The sequence below is a fragment of the Streptomyces sp. NPDC101160 genome, assembly GCF_044768205.1.
Classification (GTDB): domain Bacteria; phylum Actinomycetota; class Actinomycetes; order Streptomycetales; family Streptomycetaceae; genus Streptomyces.
In genome coordinates this window covers 609,559-626,132 of the sequence record NZ_JBIWPJ010000002.1, presented here as the reverse complement: position 1 = coordinate 626,132, position 16,574 = coordinate 609,559, and the positions used below count along the sequence as shown (strand labels likewise).

Annotated in this window: 13 protein-coding genes; 7 read left to right on the top strand and 6 right to left on the bottom strand. The window is 73.9% G+C overall.

What is annotated here, in order from left to right; genetic code table 11:
* Nucleotides 1-56 precede the first annotated feature (56 nt).
* The 4 genes from ACIRSU_RS08350 to ACIRSU_RS08335 form a co-directional block, all read right to left on the bottom strand.
* Entirely contained in the window at nucleotides 57-1,352 is a 1,296-nt protein-coding gene (locus ACIRSU_RS08350) for a glycosyl hydrolase (protein ID WP_403789930.1), read from the bottom strand.
* A gap of 61 nt (nucleotides 1,353-1,413) precedes the next feature.
* Entirely contained in the window at nucleotides 1,414-2,256 is an 843-nt protein-coding gene (locus tag ACIRSU_RS08345; RefSeq protein WP_403789929.1) for a carbohydrate ABC transporter permease, read from the bottom strand.
* A gap of 4 nt (nucleotides 2,257-2,260) precedes the next feature.
* Nucleotides 2,261-3,133 (bottom strand): carbohydrate ABC transporter permease, encoded by an 873-nt coding sequence (locus ACIRSU_RS08340; protein WP_403789928.1) that lies wholly within the window; start codon nucleotides 3,131-3,133, stop codon nucleotides 2,261-2,263.
* 6 nt (nucleotides 3,134-3,139) lie between these two features.
* Nucleotides 3,140-4,444 carry an ABC transporter substrate-binding protein gene (locus tag ACIRSU_RS08335; RefSeq protein WP_403789927.1) on the bottom strand — a complete coding sequence of 435 codons (1,305 nt, stop codon included), beginning with the start codon at nucleotides 4,442-4,444 and terminating at the stop codon, nucleotides 3,140-3,142.
* A 167-nt stretch (nucleotides 4,445-4,611) separates the two neighbouring features.
* Between ACIRSU_RS08335 and ACIRSU_RS08330 the strand changes: the two genes are divergently transcribed.
* On the top strand, nucleotides 4,612-5,667 hold the full coding sequence (locus ACIRSU_RS08330; protein WP_403789926.1) for a LacI family DNA-binding transcriptional regulator: 1,056 nt from the start codon (nucleotides 4,612-4,614) through the stop codon (nucleotides 5,665-5,667).
* A 101-nt stretch (nucleotides 5,668-5,768) separates the two neighbouring features.
* Complete coding sequence (locus ACIRSU_RS08325) at nucleotides 5,769-8,198, top strand: discoidin domain-containing protein (RefSeq protein ID WP_403789925.1); 2,430 nt, start codon at nucleotides 5,769-5,771, stop codon at nucleotides 8,196-8,198.
* A 21-nt stretch (nucleotides 8,199-8,219) separates the two neighbouring features.
* Here ACIRSU_RS08325 and ACIRSU_RS08320 read toward each other — a convergent pair whose 3' ends face one another.
* Complete coding sequence (locus tag ACIRSU_RS08320) at nucleotides 8,220-8,861, bottom strand: LysE family translocator (protein WP_403789924.1); 642 nt, start codon at nucleotides 8,859-8,861, stop codon at nucleotides 8,220-8,222.
* Between the two features lie 102 nt (nucleotides 8,862-8,963).
* Here ACIRSU_RS08320 and ACIRSU_RS08315 point away from each other — a divergent pair, with 102 nt between their 5' ends.
* The 5 genes from ACIRSU_RS08315 (at nucleotide 8,964) to ACIRSU_RS08295 (ending at nucleotide 15,102) form a co-directional block, all read left to right on the top strand.
* On the top strand, nucleotides 8,964-10,301 hold the full coding sequence (locus ACIRSU_RS08315; protein WP_403789923.1) for a hypothetical protein: 1,338 nt from the start codon (nucleotides 8,964-8,966) through the stop codon (nucleotides 10,299-10,301).
* Between the two features lie 66 nt (nucleotides 10,302-10,367).
* On the top strand, nucleotides 10,368-11,195 hold the full coding sequence (locus tag ACIRSU_RS08310; protein WP_403789922.1) for an alpha/beta fold hydrolase: 828 nt from the start codon (nucleotides 10,368-10,370) through the stop codon (nucleotides 11,193-11,195).
* Nucleotides 11,196-11,249: 54 nt separating this feature from the next.
* Nucleotides 11,250-11,936 (top strand): response regulator transcription factor, encoded by a 687-nt coding sequence (locus ACIRSU_RS08305; protein ID WP_403789921.1) that lies wholly within the window; start codon nucleotides 11,250-11,252, stop codon nucleotides 11,934-11,936.
* Nucleotides 11,937-11,996: 60 nt separating this feature from the next.
* Nucleotides 11,997-13,349 (top strand): sensor histidine kinase, encoded by a 1,353-nt coding sequence (locus ACIRSU_RS08300; RefSeq protein ID WP_403789920.1) that lies wholly within the window; start codon nucleotides 11,997-11,999, stop codon nucleotides 13,347-13,349.
* Nucleotides 13,350-13,443: 94 nt separating this feature from the next.
* Nucleotides 13,444-15,102, top strand: a complete 1,659-nt coding sequence (locus tag ACIRSU_RS08295) for an alpha/beta hydrolase (RefSeq protein ID WP_403789919.1) — start codon at nucleotides 13,444-13,446, stop codon at nucleotides 15,100-15,102.
* A 1-nt stretch (nucleotide 15,103) separates the two neighbouring features.
* Here the strand turns inward: ACIRSU_RS08295 and ACIRSU_RS08290 are convergent, their stop codons facing one another.
* Entirely contained in the window at nucleotides 15,104-16,501 is a 1,398-nt protein-coding gene (locus ACIRSU_RS08290; protein WP_403789918.1) for a helix-turn-helix domain-containing protein, read from the bottom strand.
* Nucleotides 16,502-16,574 lie beyond the last annotated feature (73 nt).

The following is a 16,574-nucleotide window of genomic DNA, read 5'->3' as shown; positions in this document are numbered from 1 at the left end:
TCAGCTGCGCGGGGCCGGGCCACCGCGCGGGGGCCGGGCCGGCCGCGCGGGGCGTGTCAGCCGCGCGGGGCGGGGCCGCGGTCGGGGCCCGGGCCGCCGAGGTCGTCCGGCGTGACCAGCTCGGTGATGCCGCGGGCGGCGAGGTACGCGGGGTCGTCGGCGCGGGACGTGAGGACCACGGCCGGGCGGGCCCCGTCCGCGGCCAGCCGCATGAACGCCTCGAAATGGAGGCCGCCGGGGCCGCAGGAGGAGCGCTTGGTGACCTCCGCCGGGAGGTCGACGACGAGCGCGGTGCTCCTCGGCGGCGCCGGTGCCCCTGTCGTACGGGCTTCGGCGACGGCGTCCGCGAAGGCCCGGCCGGCCGGCTTGACCCGGCGGCCGTTGGTCAACAGGCCCAGGCTGTATTCCAGTTCGGGGAAGTCGGCGAGCGAGCGGTCGACGTCGTGGGAGCACCACCACGTGATACCCCACAGACCGGGGCAGTCGAGCGCGGCGGCGACGGTCGACCGGGTGAATTCGGCCGCGCGCGCGGCGGGCACGTGCGGGGCGGGGGCGCCGACCTCCTGGAGCCAGACGGGGCGGCCGGGGTCGTCGGCCCACGCCTTGGACAGCTCGATCAGATAGGCGGCGTGCTGGGCGACCGCGACCGAGTCGGGGCCGTAGCGCTGGGCGGTGCCGTTGAAGACCCACGAGTGGACGGCGGTGACGGCGCCGATCCCGGCGGCGTGGCCGGGGGTGAAGGGGTGGTCGTCCAGGTACCAGGCGGCGTCGTAGGCGGCGTGCAGATGGAGCCGGCCGGGCGCGCCCTCCTCGCAGGCGGCGAGCATGCGGCCGAGCCAGTCGGCGGCCTGCGCGGGTGTGGCGCGGTCGGGGTCGGGGTGGGGGTCGCCGGAGAACTGGTTGATCTCGTTGCCGAGGGTCATGCCGAGGAAGTTCGGCCGGTCCGCGAGGGCGGCGGCGAGGGTGCGCAGATAGGTGGCCTGGCCGTCCTGGACCTCGGGGTCGGTGAAGAGGTTGCGCCGGTGCCAGGTGCGGGTCCAGGCGGGCAGGAAGTCGAAGCTGGAGAGGTGGCCCTGGAGTCCGTCCACCGCGACGTCGAGACCGCGCTCGCCGGCCGCGTCGACGAGCCGGCCGAGCTGCTCGACGGCGCGGGGCCGGACGAGGGTGCGGTTGGGCTGGAAGAGCGGCCAGAGCGGGAAGACCCGGACGTGGTCGAGGCCGAGGGCGGCGACGGAGTCCAGGTCGGCGCGGACGGCGTCGAGGTCGAAGTCGAGCCAGTGGTGGAACCAGCCCTGGCTGGGCGTGTAGTTGACGCCGAAGCGCGGACCGGTGGTGTGCTGGCTGGTCGTCATGGGCGGTGCGGTTCCTCCGTGAGACGGCGGGCGGCGAACGGCGAACGAACGGTGTCGACGGTCATCCCTTGAGCGCGCCCTCCTCGACGCCCTTGAAGAAGAAGCGCTGGAGCACCGCGAACACGGCGACGACCGGCAGGAACGCGATCATCGTGCCGGCGGCGATCTGCCGGGGGTTGGCGGAGAACGTGCCGTCGAGGTACTGCAGACCCACGGTGAGCGTGTAGCGGCCGGGGTCGTTGAGCACGATCAGCGGCCACAGGAAGTCGTCCCATGCCTGGATGAAGGTGAAGATCACGACCACGCTGAGCATGCCCCTGACGTTGGGCAGGCCGATGTGGACGAGCCGCTGCCAGGCGTTGGCGCCGTCCACCAGGGCGGCGGCGTCGAGTTCGGCCGGCACGGACCGGAAGGCGGTGTACATGAGCAGCACGTTCAGCATGGCGACGGCGCCGGGCAGGGCGACGCCGACGAGGGTGTCGGTGAGGCCGAGGCTGCGGACCGTCACGTACTGGGAGACGATCGTGACCTCGCCCGGCAGCACCAGGGTGGCGACGAAGAGCCCGAGCGCGAGGCGGGCGCCGCGGAAGCGCAGCCGGGCCAGGGCGAAGCCGGCGAGGGTGGCGCCGACCACGTTCCCGAGCACGGAGATGCCGGCCACGACAGCTGAGTTGGCGGCGTACGTCCACACGGGGACGGTGTCGGCGACCTTGGCGTAGTTGGCGAGGGTGGGGTGCTCGGGCAGGAAGCCCGGGGTGCGGGACCAGACGTCCTCGCCCGGTCCCTTGAGCGAGGTGGACAGCTGCCACAGGAACGGGCCGATGGTGAGCAGCAGGACCAGGACGAGGAGGAGGTAGCGGACGGTCCGCTCGGCGGCGGACGGGGCGCGGCCCGGTGAACTCATGCCGTCATGCCCCCTTCCCGTTGAGTCGGGCCAGCAGGACCATCGGGCCGACGGTGAGGACGAAGAGCAGCACGCTGAGGGCGGAGGCGTAGCCGATGTGCCCGGTGAAGCCGCGGCTGTACATCTGGATGAGCATGACCACCGACATGTCGCGCCCGCCGGGTCCGCCGGTGCCGTTGGACAGCACGTACAGCTCGGAGAAGACCCGCAGCGCGTTGACCGTGACGAGGACGGAGATCAGCAGCGTCGCGGGACGGACGCCGGGCAGGGTGACGTGCCAGAACCGGCGGGGCGCGGAGGCGCCGTCGACGGCGGCGGCCTCGTACAGCTCGCGGCCGACGTTCCCGAGCGCGGACAGGTAGATGACCATGTAGTAGCCGAGTCCCTTCCACACCGTGAGGGCGATGGCGCTGAGGAGCAGCAGCCAGCGGTCGGTGAGGAAGGAGACCGGCCGGTCGGCGAGGCCGAGCTGGTGCAGCAGGCCGTTGAGCAGCCCGCGCTCGTCGAGGACCCAGCCCCAGATGAGACCGACGACGACGGCCGAGGCGACGACCGGGGTGTAGAAGGCGGTGCGGAAGAAGGTGATGCCGGGGAGCTTCTTCTCCACGAGCAGCGCGAGCAGCAGCGGCAGGACGACGAGCAGCGGCAGGCAGACGAGCAGATAGAGGACGCTGTTGACGAGGGCGTCGGTCAGCTGTTCGTCGTCCAGGGCCCGCCGGTAGTTGGCGAGGCCGGTGAAGTGCCCGCCGCCGAGCGGTCTGGCGTTGGTGAAGGACAGGATCACCGTGTTGACCGCGGGGAAGACGTTGAAGACGGCGAGCCAGACCAGGGCGGGACCGGCGAGCAGCCAGGGCGTGAACCAGCGCCGGTGGGTCACGGAGCTTCAGTCCTTCAGCAGCTGGTCGGCGCGGGCGACGGCGGTGTCCAGGGCTTCCTTCGAGCCGCTCTGGCCGCTGATGGCGAGGGCGATCTGCTGGTTGATGAGGGTCTTGACGGCGTCGTTGGCCTGGACGGGTTCGAGGACCCGGGCCGAGGCGAGCGAGCGGAAGGCCAACACCTTGGCGTCGCCGGCGTTGCTGCCGTCACTCTTGCTGAAGAACGGGTCGGAGGCGGAGGCGGTGGTCGAGGGGAAGATGCTGGTCTCGTGGGCGAAGGCGGCCTGGTTCTCGGCGTTGGTCACCCAGCGGGCGAGGGCGAGGGCCGCGGCCGGGTTCCTGGTGTTCTTCGGGATGGACAGGCCCTGCACGTACAGCGGCGGGGTGCCGATGGCCGGGGACGGGACCACCTTGGGCGCGAGGCTCGGGTTGTCGGTGCCGAGGCTGGTGATGTAGTTGGCGCCGGCGGTGGTCCAGGCGGCGGTGCCGGAGCTGAACAGCTTCGTGTTGCCCGCGTAGGTCTCGGTGAGGACGTCCTTGGGCAGCAGGCCCTCCTTGAAGGCCGCGCGGTAGGTGTCGAGGACGGCGGCGGCCTCGGGGGTGTTGAAGGTGAAGTGCCTGCCGTCGGCGGACATGATCGGTACGCCCGCGTTGGCGAGGTCGATGAGGTTGGGCTTGCGGCTCATCAGGTACGTCCGGCCGCCGGACTTCGCCTTGACGGTACGGGCGGCCTTGACGAGCTCGTCGAGGGAGGCCGGCGGCTTCTTCGGGTCGAGTCCGTACGTGGTGAACAGCTCGCTGTTCCAGTAGTTGACGTCCGTGTTGAGGTACCAGGGGTAGCCGTACGTGCCGTCGTGGCCCGGGAAGCGGTAGGCGTCCAGGCCGCCCTTGACGTAGTCGGTGGCGGCGGCGGGGTCGGACGCGGCGATGTCGAGCAGCAGGTTCTGCCTGACCAGCGGCAGCGCGAAGTCCGGGGGCAGGTTGACGACGTCGGGCAGGGTGCCGCCGGCGGACTGGCTGAGGACCTTCTCGGAGTAGCCCTCGCCGGGCTGGTCGAGCCATTCGACCTCGACGCCCGGGTACTTCTTCTCGAAGCCGGAGATCACCTTCTCCATGTAGGCGGTGAACTTGGGCTTGAGGGCCCAGGTCTGGAGGGAGACCTTGCCCTTGACCTCGCCGTGGGCGGCGGCCGGGCCGGGCGCACCGGAGTCCTCGGCGCCGCCGAGGCCGCAGCCGGCGAGGGTCACGGCCGCCACCGCCACGGCGGTCCACCGGGCCAGCGGGCTTCTGCGCAGGGGTCGTATGTGTCGCACGAGGGTGTCTCCTTGCTCGGACGTCGCGGGGGGTGCGCTGACCTTGCTCGGCTTGCTTGTCGCTCGACGTGCTTGACTAAACCGCTCTAGCGATGCGGGACTATGCTCGCGACTAGACTCCGGTGTCAAGAGCGCGTGCGCGGACACGCGGGATGAGGGGGCGTCCGTTGGCCAGACCGACCATCGCCGACATCGCCAGGGAGGCGGGCGTCTCCAAGGGCGCCGTCTCCTTCGCGCTCAACGGGCGCCCGGGCGTGAGCGAGGCGACCCGGGACCGGATCCTGCGGATCGCGGAGCGCATGAACTGGCGCCCGCACAGCGCCGCCCGCGCCCTCGGCGGGGCCCGCGCCGGCGCGGTCGGCCTGGTGCTCGCCCGGCCCGCGCGCACCATCGGCCTGGAACCCTTCTTCGGCCAGCTGCTCTCCGGGCTGCAGGCCGGGCTCTCGGCCCGCTCCACCGCGCTCCAGCTCCTCGTCGTCGAGGACACCGCGGCCGAAATCGACGTCTACCGGCGCTGGACCTCCGAGCACCGGGTGGACGGCTTCGTCCTGGTCGACCTCCAGGTGCGCGATCCGCGGGTGCCCGTCCTGGAGGAGCTCGGCGTGCCGACGGTCGTGCTCGGCGGCCCGGGGCCGCACGGCGGGCTGCCCGCCGTCTGGGCCGACGACCGCGAGGCGATGACCTCGATCGTCGAGTACCTGGCCGCCCTCGGCCACCGCCGGATCGCCCATCTCGCCGGGCTGCCCGCCTTCCAGCACACCCGGCGCCGGATCCGGGCGGTACGGGACGCGGCGCGCCGGCTCGGCCTCGCCGAGGCCGTCTCCGTACCGACCGACTTCAGCGACGCGGAGGGCGCGGCCGCCACCCGCACCCTGCTCGCCCGGCCGCGGGCGCGGCGGCCGACGGCGATCGTCTGCGACAGCGACGTGATGGCGGTGGCGGGGCTCGGCGTGGCGGCGGAGATGGGCGTGCCGGTGCCGGGCGAGCTGTCGGTCGTGTCCTTCGACGACTCCGCGCTGGCCCGGATCGTCCACCCCTCGCTGACCGCGCTCTCCCGGGACACCTTCGCCCTCGGCGAGCAGGTCGCCGGCGCGCTCCTGGCACTGCTCGACGACCCGTCCTCGGCGCGGGACGTGCGGAACCCGACCCCGCGTCTGACGGTCCGCGAGAGCACGGCGGCACCGGCGGCCGCACCTCTTGACCCTTCCGCTAAAGCCCTTTAGCCTCCGGGACCGGGCGGCGGAGTGCCGCCCGGTCCGTCACCGCACCGTCGCGCCACCGGCACCACCAGCCCATTCCCCCCTTCTGCTGGACCGGAGCTCCGATGAGACGACTGCCCCTTCTGCTGGCCGCCGCGCTGACCGCGGCCGTGCTCGGCCTCGCCGGCCCGCCGAACGCGTCGGCGTCAGCACCGCCCGACAACGTTGTCGCCGCGACCGGCGACCAGCCCTACGCCTCGTACTGGTACCCGAACACCCTTCTGAACTGGGATCCGGCCACCGATCCCGACGCCCGCTTCAACCGCTCCCGGGTCCCGCTGCAACCCCGGGTCGCCGACCCGGCGTTGAAGGCCAACGCCGGCGCCCGGGCCGGTGAGGGCAAGGTGGTGTCCCTGGTGTCGTTCGCGCCGACCTCCAACAACCCCTCACAGGGTTCGCCCGATCCGCGCTACTACGCCTTCGGGCACTGGCAGTACGTCGACACCCTGGTCTTCTGGGGCGGTTCGGCCGGCGAGGGGCTGATCCTGGCGCCGAACCCCACCGTGATCGACGCCGCCCACCGCAACGGCGTGAAGGTCTACGGCACGGTGTTCTTCCCGCCCACCGCGTACGGCGGCCAACTCCAGTGGGTGCGCGACTTCGTGCAGAAGTCCGGCACCCGCTATCCGGTCGCCGACAAGCTGGCCCAGGTCGCCCGGTACTACGGCTTCGACGGCTGGTTCATCAACCAGGAGACGGGCGGCGGCGACAGCACGCTCGCCACCGAGATGCGCAACGCGCTCCGGTACGCACGCTCGCTCGGCCCGGTCGACTTCATGTGGTACGACGCGATGACCGAGTCCGGCTCGGTGAACTGGCAGAACGCCCTCACCTCCGCCAACGACTCCTTCCTGCAGGAGGGTTCGCTGCGGACCAGCGACTCGATGTTCCTCAACTTCAACTGGAGCACCTCCGGACTCGACTCCTCCCGCACGCTGGCCCGCAGCCTCGGCCGCGGCGAGTACGAGCTGTTCGCCGGCGTGGACACCGAGGCCGACGGCTACGACACGAGCGTGTCCTGGGACGCTCTCTTCCCGCCGGGCCGCCCGCACACCGCCTCGCTCGGCCTCTACCGCCCCGAGTGGACCCACAACTCGTCCACCGACCGGGCCGACTCCTACGCCCGCGAGGCCCGCTACTGGGACGGTGCCAACGGCGACCCGTCCGACACCACGACCACCTCCTCCTGGAAGGGCATCGCGACCTACGTCGCCGAGTCCTCCCCGGTCACCGCCAAGCCGTTCGTCACCTCCTTCGACGCCGGGCAGGGCGACTTCTACCACTCCGGCGGCGTCCGGGTGTCGTCGTCGGGCTGGAACAACCTCTCTCTCCAGGACGTGCCGCCGACCTACCGCTGGCTGGTGCAGTCGACCGGCACGAAGCTGAAGCCGTCGTACGACTTCACCGACGCCTACGAGGGGGGCTCCGCGCTGCGCCTCACCGGGCCTCTCGACGCCGTGAACACCGTACGGCTGTACCAGACGCGGCTGCCGGTCGCGGCCGACACCAAGCTGTCGGTGGTGCTGAAGACCCCGTCCGCCGGGCCGACCCACCTGAAGGCCGCCGTCTCCTTCACCGACTCCCCCACCACCTTCACCACCCTCGACCTGGGCTCCACCACGACGGCCGGCTGGGAGCGCAGGACCCTCGACCTCTCCGCGTACGCCGGCCGCACCGTCGCCCAGCTGGGCCTCCAGACGACCGGCACGGCCGCCTCGTACGACATCAAGGTCGGCCAACTCGCCCTGTACGACGGTGTCGTGGACGCCCCCGCGGCCCCCGCCGCGCCGACGGTGCTCGGCACGACCGACTCCGGCGCCACGAGCAAGTCGCTGCGGCTCGCCTGGACCGCGTCGGCCACCGGAGCCGTGCACCACTACGAGGTGTACCGCCGCAACCCGGACGGCAGCCGCACCTTCCTCGGCGCCACCCCCAACGACAGCAACTTCGTGCCGCGGCTCGACCGCGTCGGCGCCGAGACGACCACCACGCTGGACGTGGAGGCGGTCTCCACCGAGTTCGGCCGCTCCCCCGCCGCGAGCACCACGGTCGCCTGGTCCGCCACGACCGACACGAACCTGGCGCTGAACCGGCCCGCGACGGCCTCCGGGCAGTGCAACGCCGACGAGTCGGCGCCGAAAGCCGTCAACGGCAGCGTCTCGGGCGGCACCACCGACAAGTGGTGCACGCTGACGACGTCGAAGTGGCTCGAGGTGGACCTCGGCGCCTCCCGGACGCTGAACCGCTTCGTCGTGAAGCACGCGGCGGCGGGCGGCGAGAGCGCGACCTGGAACACCCGGGACTTCACCGTCCAGGTCCGCGACAGCGCGACCGCCCCGTGGACCACGGCGGTGACCGTCACCGGCAACACGGCGGCGACCACCACCCACCCGGTCTCCCTCACCGCCCGCTACGTCCGCCTGGTGATCACCAAGCCGACGCAGACGACGGATCCCGCGGCCCGGATCTACGAGTTCGAGGCGTGGGGGTCCTGAGACCCCCGGGCCCGGGCGTCCTCAGCTCTGCGCGGTGGCGACCTTCAGCCCGAAGCCGATCAGCACGGCACCGGTGATCCGCTCCATGCTGCGGCGCACGGCCGCACGGGAGAAGAACGCCTGGGCCCGGGTGAGCAGCAGCACATAGCCGCCGAGCCAGACGACCGTGAGCGCCGCGTGGATCAGCACGAGGAGCGCCATGCCCAGGTGCGGGGAGAGGTCGTGCGGCGCCAGCGTCGGCAGCAGGCCGGTGTAGGAGACGGCGATCTTCGGGTTGAGCACGTTGTTCACCAGGCCGGTGCGCCACGGGCTGCCGGACGGCGGCGGGGTCGGTATGGACTCCGCCGCCGTCCCGGCGTCTCCGTCGCCATGCCGCTTCCGGCGGGCGGCGAGCAGCGCCTGCGCGCCGAGGAGGACGAGATAGGCGGCGCCGGCCAGCCTGACGACGGTGTAGGCGGTGGCGGACGCGGCCAGGACGGCGGCGAGCCCCGCCACGGACAGCACGCCCCAGACGAGCAGCCCGGTCGTGATCCCGGCGACCGTCCGCACCGCGTCGCCGGGGCCCGCCGCGACGGCCCGCCGCGTCACGACCGCCATGTCGGGGCCGGGCGCCATCGTGAGCAGGGCGAGCACGCCCGCCGCTGCGAGGAGTTCGTACACCATGAGCAGAGTCTGACACCCACCACTGACAGTCCCGGCGCCGGTCCGCGGAGCCCGCTGCACGGGCCTGTCGCGCGAGCCGCCCGCCGTGATCTGCTGGGGCCCATGACTCTGCTGAGCCGCACCTACGTGGACGAGTGTCTGGGCGGGAACGACGGGCTGCGGGACGCCCTGACCCGCGCCGGGCTGCCGCCCGTCTTCGACGGGGCCTGGCGGCCCCATCTGCTGTCGCGCCCCTGGTTCGTACAGGAGGAAGAGATACGGGAGTTCGCACGGGACCTGGAGGACCTGTTCGAGCTGCTCGTCTCGCTGCCGGACCGGCTCTTCGACGGCGACCGGGCGGCGTACGCGGCGGAGCTCGGGCTCGCGCCGCGCCACGCGGCCCTGCTGCGGCGGTCCGGCGACGGGCGCCCGGCGAAGCTGGGGCGCGCCGACGCGTACCACGACGGCCGGGGCTACCGGCTCCTGGAGTTCAACCTGGGCAGCGAGGTCGGCGGCCTGGAGATGGCCGTGTGCAACCGGGGACTGCTGGAGGTCGCGGAGTTCGGCGCGTTCGCCGCCGCGCACGGGCTCGGACACGTCGACACGGCGGCGCGGCTCGCGGCGGACCTGCGCGAGCGGGCCCGGCCGGCGCTCGCGGGCGGCGGAGCCGAGCCGGTGATCGGGCTCGTCGAGGGCCACGGCGGGGTGGCCGCCTTCGGGCCGCTGATGCGCGCCGTCCAGGAGGCGATGGCCGCCCAGGGCCTCCGGCTGGTGATCGGCGAGGTCGGGGAGCTGCGCACCCGGCCCGACGGCAAACTGGCCCTGAACGGCGAGCCGCTGGATCTGGTGCTGCGCAACTTCGGGGCGAGCCAGCTGCTCGACGACCCGGCGGGGCCCGAGGTGGCGGAGCGGCTGTTCCGCGCCCACGAGGCGGGCCGCACGGTGCTCTTCGCCTCCCTGGAGTCGGGTCTCTTCGCGCACAAGAGCGCGCTGGCCATGCTCTCCGACCCGCGCTGGACCGGCGCCTTCGACGACAAGGAACGGGCCCTGGTGGACCGGGTGCTGCCGTGGTCCCGGACGCTGCGGGCGGGGGCGCCGGCCGCGCTGCTCGACGAGTGCCGGGAGCGCCGGGAGCGGCTGATCCTCAAGCCCGGCGCGGGGCACGGCGGCATCGACACCTTCGTCGGCTGGGAGTGCACCGACGCCGAGTGGCGCGAGGCGCTCGCGGTCGCCGCCGAGCGCGGCTATCTGGTGCAGGAGCGGGTGGTGCCGCGGCCGGAGCCGGTGCTCGATCCGGCGACCGGGGCGGCCGCCGACTGGATCGCGGCCGTCGGCGTCTTCCTCACCTCCCAGGGATACGCGGGCGCGCACGCCCGCGCGAACCCGGCGCACGGCGGGGCGGTCGTCGGGCTGAGCAGCAACCCGGACACCCGCATGGCCTGCGTGTTCTCCCACCGCTGAGGAAACGGGTCCGGACAATGGTCGGGGTTCCGGTTGTTCGTCCGCTGGTCGCCGCAGGGAGCGCACATGGCAAGGGTCGAGGTCGACGGAGTCGGGCTGTTCTACGAGGCCGGCGGTGACGGCGACCCGCTGGTCCTGGTGCACGGTTCCTGGGGCGACCACCACAACTGGGACGCGGTCGTGCACGGTCTCGCGCTGCGCCACCGGGTGCTCGTGTACGACCGCCGGGGGCACAGCGAAAGCGACCGGCCGGAGGGCCAGGGGACGCGGCGCGAGGACGAGGACGACCTGGCCGGGCTCCTGAAGACCCTGGGCTTCGCGCCCGCCTTCGTGGCGGGCAACTCCTTCGGCGCGTCGGTCACGCTGGGCCTCGCGTCCCGGCGCCCGGAGCTGTTCCGGGGGATCGTGGTGCACGAGCCGACCCTGATGGACCTGGTGGCCGGCATGCCCGCGTACGAGGAGCAGATGGCGCAGGCCCGCCGGCGGTTGGGCCGCGTGGTGGAGCTGCTGCGGGAGGGCGACGCGCTGGCCGGGGCGCGGACCTTCGTGGAGGAGGTGGCCTTCGGTCCGGGCGCCTGGGAGCAGATGCCGCAGCGGCTGCGGGACACCTACGTCACCAACGCGCCCACCTTCCTCGACGAACAGGGCGACCCCGACTGGGCCGGCCTGGACCTGGCCGCGCTCAGCGCCGGCGACGTACCGGCCCTTGTGACCCGGGGCACGGAAAGCCCGGCGTGGTTCGGCGTGGTGGTGGACCGGGTGGCCGGGGCGCTGTCCGGGGTGCGTACTCATGTCTTCGAGGGCGCCGGGCACATCCCGCACGTCACGCACCCGGAGGAGTACGTCGAGCTGGTGACGCGCTTCTGCGCGGAGCACGGCGCGGGCCGGGCGTAACAGGTCCGGGGCCGCCGGGGCTGGGCGCAGAGGGCACCGCCTAGGCTGTGCGGGGTGCGCGTACTGCTCGTCGAGGACGACGAAAACCTCCGGTTCGGTGTGGCCGCCGCCCTGCGGGCCGCCGGGTTCGCCGTCGACGAGGCGGCCGATCTGCCGCAGGCGGACGAGGCGCTGTTCGTCACCGCGTACGACTGCGCGGTCCTCGACCGGATGCTGCCGTCCGGGGACGCGGCCGGCTACGTCGACGGGCTGCGGCGCGCCGGTCGCGGGGTGCCGGTGCTGTTCCTGACCGCGCGGGACACGGTGGCGGACCGGGTGGAGGGCTTCGCGAGCGGCGGCGACGACTACCTCGTCAAGCCGTTCGCCGTGCCCGAGCTGGTCGCGCGGGTGCGCAGCCTGTGCCGCCGCGCCGCCGTCGTGCGCCCTCCGGTGCACCGGGTCGGCGACCTGGAGATCGACACGGCCCGCCGGCAGGTGCGCCGCGGCGGCGTGCTGCTCACGCTGACCGGCCGCGAGTTCGCGGTCCTCGAGGTCCTCGCGACCCGCGCCGACCAGGCGGTCTCCCGGGCCGAGCTGATCGAGAGCTGCTGGGACGAGATGGCCGAGCCGCAGTCCAACGTGCTCGAGGTGCTCGTCTCCCAGCTCCGCCGCAAGCTCGGCGACCCGCCGCTGATCCACACCGTGCGCGGGGTCGGCTACCGGCTCGCACCGCCCGGCGCCCCCGGCGCGGCTACCCCGTGAGGCCCGCCCGGTGAACCTCTCGAAGAACCACTCGACGGACCTCTCGACGGACCCTGCCCGATGAACCCCTTCCGCCTCCGCCGCACGCGCCCGCTCACCCCGACGGAGCGCGTACTGCGGCTGCGCCGGCGGATCAGCCTGCTGTTCGCGCTGACCAGCGCCGTGGGGCTGGTCGCGATGGCCGTGTTCGCCGTGCGCAGTGACAGCGGCCGCTGGCGCGAGCAGCTCGACCACTCGATGGACGCCGACACCAGCTGGGCCCTGGGCCTCCTGGAGACCGACGAGGAGGGCCGCCTGGACACCGGCGTCCTCGCCGACAACGTGAACACCGCCTGCCCGCCGCTGACGGTGCTCCTCGTGTCGGACGCCGACCCGGACCGGCTGACCGTCCAGCACGCGCCGGCCAAGCCGTGCCTGACCGTGAGCCGGGGCACCGTCCTGGCGGCCGGCCGGGCGGCGGTGCGGGCCGACGAGGTGCGCGCCTTCGACCGGCGTACGGCGAGCGGCGCGCCGGTACGGGTGTTCGCGCAGCCCTTCTACGCGCCGGACGCGGCCGGGGACGAGCCGCCGCAGGGTGTCCTCGTCACGGTGGCCGACGCGACCGCCGAACAGGCCCGGCACCAGCGGCTCGTGTGGCTGGTGTCGGGCGGCTGCGCGGTGCTCGTCCTGCTCTCCGCGGCCGTCGGACACCTGCTGTCCGGGCGCGCGGTGCGGCCCGCGCTCACCGCGCTCGCCCAGCAGGAGGCGTTCCTCGCGGACGCCGCGCACGACCTGCGGACACCGGCGGCCTCGCTCCGTACGCTCGCCGAGACGGCGCTGCGCGGCGAGACGGACAGCGCGGAGGTGCACCGGCGCACCCTGCGCCTCGCCGAGGGCATGGGCGGCCTCGTCGACGGGCTGCTCACCCGGGCCCGGCTCATGTCCGGCACGGCGACGCCGGCACGCCAGCTGCTGCGGCTCGACCAGCTGGTGGAGGCGGTCGTCGAGGAGGTCGTCGAGGGCGCGACCGAAGAGGTCGCCGAGGGGGTCGCAGGGAAGGGTCCCACGGCGGGCCACCGCGTGCGGGTCGAGGCGGCGGACACGGTCGTGCTCGCCGATCCCGACCTGGTGCGGCGGGCTGTCGGCAACCTGCTGGGGAACGCGCTCACGCACGGGCACGCGCCGGGCGTCCCGGCGGACGTGCTGATCACGGTGGCCGGCGACGGCACGCTGACCGTCGAAGACGCCGGTCCCGGTCTTCCGCCGGAGGTCGCGGGCGCCCTCTTCGAGCGGTTCCGCAGCGGATCGGGGTCCACCGGCCTCGGCCTCTCCATCGCCTCGTGGGTCGCCCACGCGCACGGCGGCACCCTCACGGCGGACCGCGGCGAGCGCGGCGGGGCACGCTTCGTCCTGCGGCTGCCCACGCCGGACTGACACCTCGGACCCGCTCCCCCCGCTCCGGTCCTCAGGAAAACCTCAGCATCGGCGCGTGATCATGCCGGGGACCGTTCACCCATGGGAGTTCCTCGTGATCCGCGCCCTCGTCCGCCGTCGGACCCTCGTCATCGCCCTCGCCGCCCTCGGCACCACCTCCCTGGCCGCCTGCACCGCGGCCGGACCCGGCGCGGACGGGAGCCGGCCGCGTACCTCGGCCGCCCCCGCGGACCCGTCCACCCGCCCCGAGCTGCGGCGCTTCTACGAGCAGCGGCTCGCGTGGCGGTCCTGCGGCCACTTCCGCTGCGCCGCGCTCACCGTGCCGATGGACTACGCCCGTCCCGGCGACGGCCGGACCTTCGTCCTTCCGGTGGCGAAGGCCGCCACCGCCACGGCGGGCAAGCGGATCGGCTCCCTCGTCTACAACCCCGGGGGCCCGGGCGAACGCGGTGTCCAGGCCCTCAAGGACGGCCTCGCCGACGAGCTCGGCAAGGGCGTGCGCGAGCGCTTCGACATCGTGTCCTTCGACCCGCGCGGCGTCGGGGAGAGCAAGCCGGCCCTGACCTGCCGCACCGCGCAGCAGACGGACGCGAAGTCTCCGGAGCCGGAGACCGACGCGGCCCCCGCGCCGCTCTACCCCCGCACCGACGCCGAGCGCGCCGACGTCCTCGCGGGCGCGCGGGAGACCGCCGAGTCGTGCGCCAAGGCGAGCGGTCCGCTGCTCCGGCACGTCGGCACGCGCGACGCGGCCCGGGACCTCGACGTGCTGCGGGCGGCGCTCGGCGAGCGGAAGCTCACGTACGTCGGCTGGTCCTACGGCACGAGCCTGGGCACCTCGTACGCGGAGCAGTTCCCGCGCCGGGTACGGGCGATGGTCCTGGACGGGGCGGTCGACCCGTCCCTGGACTGGCGACAGCGCATGATCGGCCAGTCCAGGGGCTTCCGGGACGCGGTCGAGGAGTACGCGCGGAGCTGCGCGGACCAGGTCGGCGACGCCTGCCCCGGGGCCACGCCCGAGGAGATACGCGCGCTGATCGACCGGCTCCTGCGGCGGACGCAGCGCGAACCGCTGCCGGTCGAGGGCTCCGCCGGCGGGCTCGACGCGGAGGCGTTCGTCTCCGCGCTCAGCCTGTCCATGTACACGCCGGAGGCGCAGTGGCAGGACCTGTCCGAGGCGCTGCGGGCGGCGGACGCGGGAGACGGTACGAAGCTGGCGGCCCTGGCGACGGACGAGGAGCCGCCGGGCACGGACGACGAGACCTCCGACGAGTCCGACGACGCCGACGACTCCGGGACCTCCGACGGCTCCGACGCGCCGGGGTCGTCCGCCGTGCCCGAGGACAACAGCGAAGCTGCCCTGACCGCGATCAACTGCCTCGACGTCCCCCACCCGCGCGACGAGCGGGCCTACTGGGACGCGCTGCCCGCCGCCGACAAGGCGGCAGGCGTGTACGGCACGTCGGCCGTGGCGAGCGAACTGGTCTGCAAGGACTGGCCGGCCGGCCCCGAGCAGCCGCACCGGGTGCACGCCGAGGGCGTTCCGCCGGTCCTCGTCGTGGGTACGGAGGGCGACCCGGCGACCCCGTACGCCGAAGCGGTCAGCCTGGCACGGCAGTTCCCCGGCGGCATGCTGCTGTCCTTCGACGCGCCGGGCCACACGGGCTACGGCCGCAACGCCTGCGTGGACAGGAAGGTCGAGGCGTATCTGACCGACCTCACGAAGGTCCGCCCCGGCACCACGTGCACGCCCTGACTCAGCGGTCGTCCAGCAACCGCCAGGCCGTGAGGGCGAGTCGGGCCCGGCCGAGTCCCGCGGGATCCGTCACGTCGAAGCCCATCGCCCTGGCGAGCTGCTCGACGCGGCGGGCGACGCTGCTGTGGTGGCGGTGGAGCAGTTCGGCGGCCCGGCGCAGGGATCCGGTGTGGCAGTACGCGTCGAGGGTGTCCAGGTCGTCGGGGTCGGCGGCGGCGATCCGGGCGACCGCCACGACGTCCGGGTTCTCGCGCACGGCAGCCGCCGGAATCTCGGCGAGCAGCGCGAGCGCGCCCAGGTCGGCGTGGTGGACGACCGGTTCGCGCGCGGTGGTGAAGCGCAGGGCGGTACGGGCCTGCCGCCACGACCGCTCCGGGCTGTCCGGGTCCCCGATGCCGGCCCGCACGCCCGCCGGCACGCGGGCCGGGTCCACGGCGGTCGCCAGCAGCACCCCGACGTCCGCGAGCGGCGCCGCCTTGACGTGCCCGTCGGGACACACCCGGGCGCCGATGTCGTCGAGCGGGAGGCGCGACCGCACGGCGAGCACGCGAACGGGAAGCCCCGGAGGAAAGCCGAGCAGCCGCAACGCCCGTGCTCTCGCCGCCTCTTCGCAGTCGGCGCTCACGGCGAGCTCGACGAGCGCGGGGTCGGCCATGGTGGTCCGGGCCGGCCCGTACCGCTCGACGACGGCGGCGACTGCGATGGCGAGCCGGTCGAGGAGAACGTCGTCGAGGGGATTGGGCGAGGTGGGGCACGGTTCGGGTGAGCCGGACGGGGCGGGTGCCTCCGGCGCGGCGAGGACTTGGGCCGTACGGGACCCGGCGGAAGTCTCCGACCGGCCGGCCGCAGGGGACCCTCCGGACAAGCCGGGCGGGGCAGGTGCCGCCGGCGCGGCGAGAACGCGGGCCGTACCGGACCAGCCGGAAGTCTCCGACCCGCCAGCTGCAGGGCCGGACGGGGCAGGTGCCGCCGGCGCGGCGAGGACTTGGGCCGTGCGCGAGCTGCCGGAAGGCTCCGGCCTGCGCGGGCCGGTCGGCCCGGCCCGTCCGCTCGGCCCGGGTGCCTCAGGCGCGCCCGCCGCACGGGGCACGCCCCGCGGCCCGCCCACCCGCTCCAGCCACACCCTGCCGATCTCCTCGTCGTCCAGCGTGACCGGCGCCGACACCGTCATCGTCCCCGCCGGTTCCTTTGCCTCCGTCCCGTCCGGCGACATGCGGATCACGCGGCCGGTGCCGTGCAGCCGGATGCCGGCCACGCACTCGGCCAGGCCCGCCGAGGCGCGGGCGAGGGCCGGGAGGTCGACGCGGCGGCGCATCAGGGTGTCGTAGAACGCGACGATGCGGATCGCGCCGTCGACGTACGGATCGAGTCCCGAGAGCCGAACGGCCAGTGCCTCCATGCGAGCAGCATAGGCGGGCCGCCCGCCCGCGCGGCCCGCGACGGACGGCGCGGGATCCAGGGCGGACGCGCGA

Excerpts from the sequence above, each read along its gene's own strand:
- ACIRSU_RS08345 (WP_403789929.1), bottom strand. The coding sequence starts at position 2,256 with ATGAGTTCACCGGGCCGCGCCCCGTCCGCCGCCGAGCGGACCGTCCGC.
- ACIRSU_RS08320 (WP_403789924.1), bottom strand. The coding sequence starts at position 8,861 with ATGGTGTACGAACTCCTCGCAGCGGCGGGCGTGCTCGCCCTGCTCACG.
- ACIRSU_RS08315 (WP_403789923.1), top strand. The coding sequence starts at position 8,964 with ATGACTCTGCTGAGCCGCACCTACGTGGACGAGTGTCTGGGCGGGAAC.
- ACIRSU_RS08350 (WP_403789930.1), bottom strand. The coding sequence starts at position 1,352 with ATGACGACCAGCCAGCACACCACCGGTCCGCGCTTCGGCGTCAACTAC.
- ACIRSU_RS08310 (WP_403789922.1), top strand. The coding sequence starts at position 10,368 with ATGGCAAGGGTCGAGGTCGACGGAGTCGGGCTGTTCTACGAGGCCGGC.
- ACIRSU_RS08325 (WP_403789925.1), top strand. The coding sequence starts at position 5,769 with ATGAGACGACTGCCCCTTCTGCTGGCCGCCGCGCTGACCGCGGCCGTG.
- ACIRSU_RS08300 (WP_403789920.1), top strand. The coding sequence starts at position 11,997 with ATGAACCCCTTCCGCCTCCGCCGCACGCGCCCGCTCACCCCGACGGAG.
- ACIRSU_RS08290 (WP_403789918.1), bottom strand. The coding sequence starts at position 16,501 with ATGGAGGCACTGGCCGTTCGGCTCTCGGGACTCGATCCGTACGTCGAC.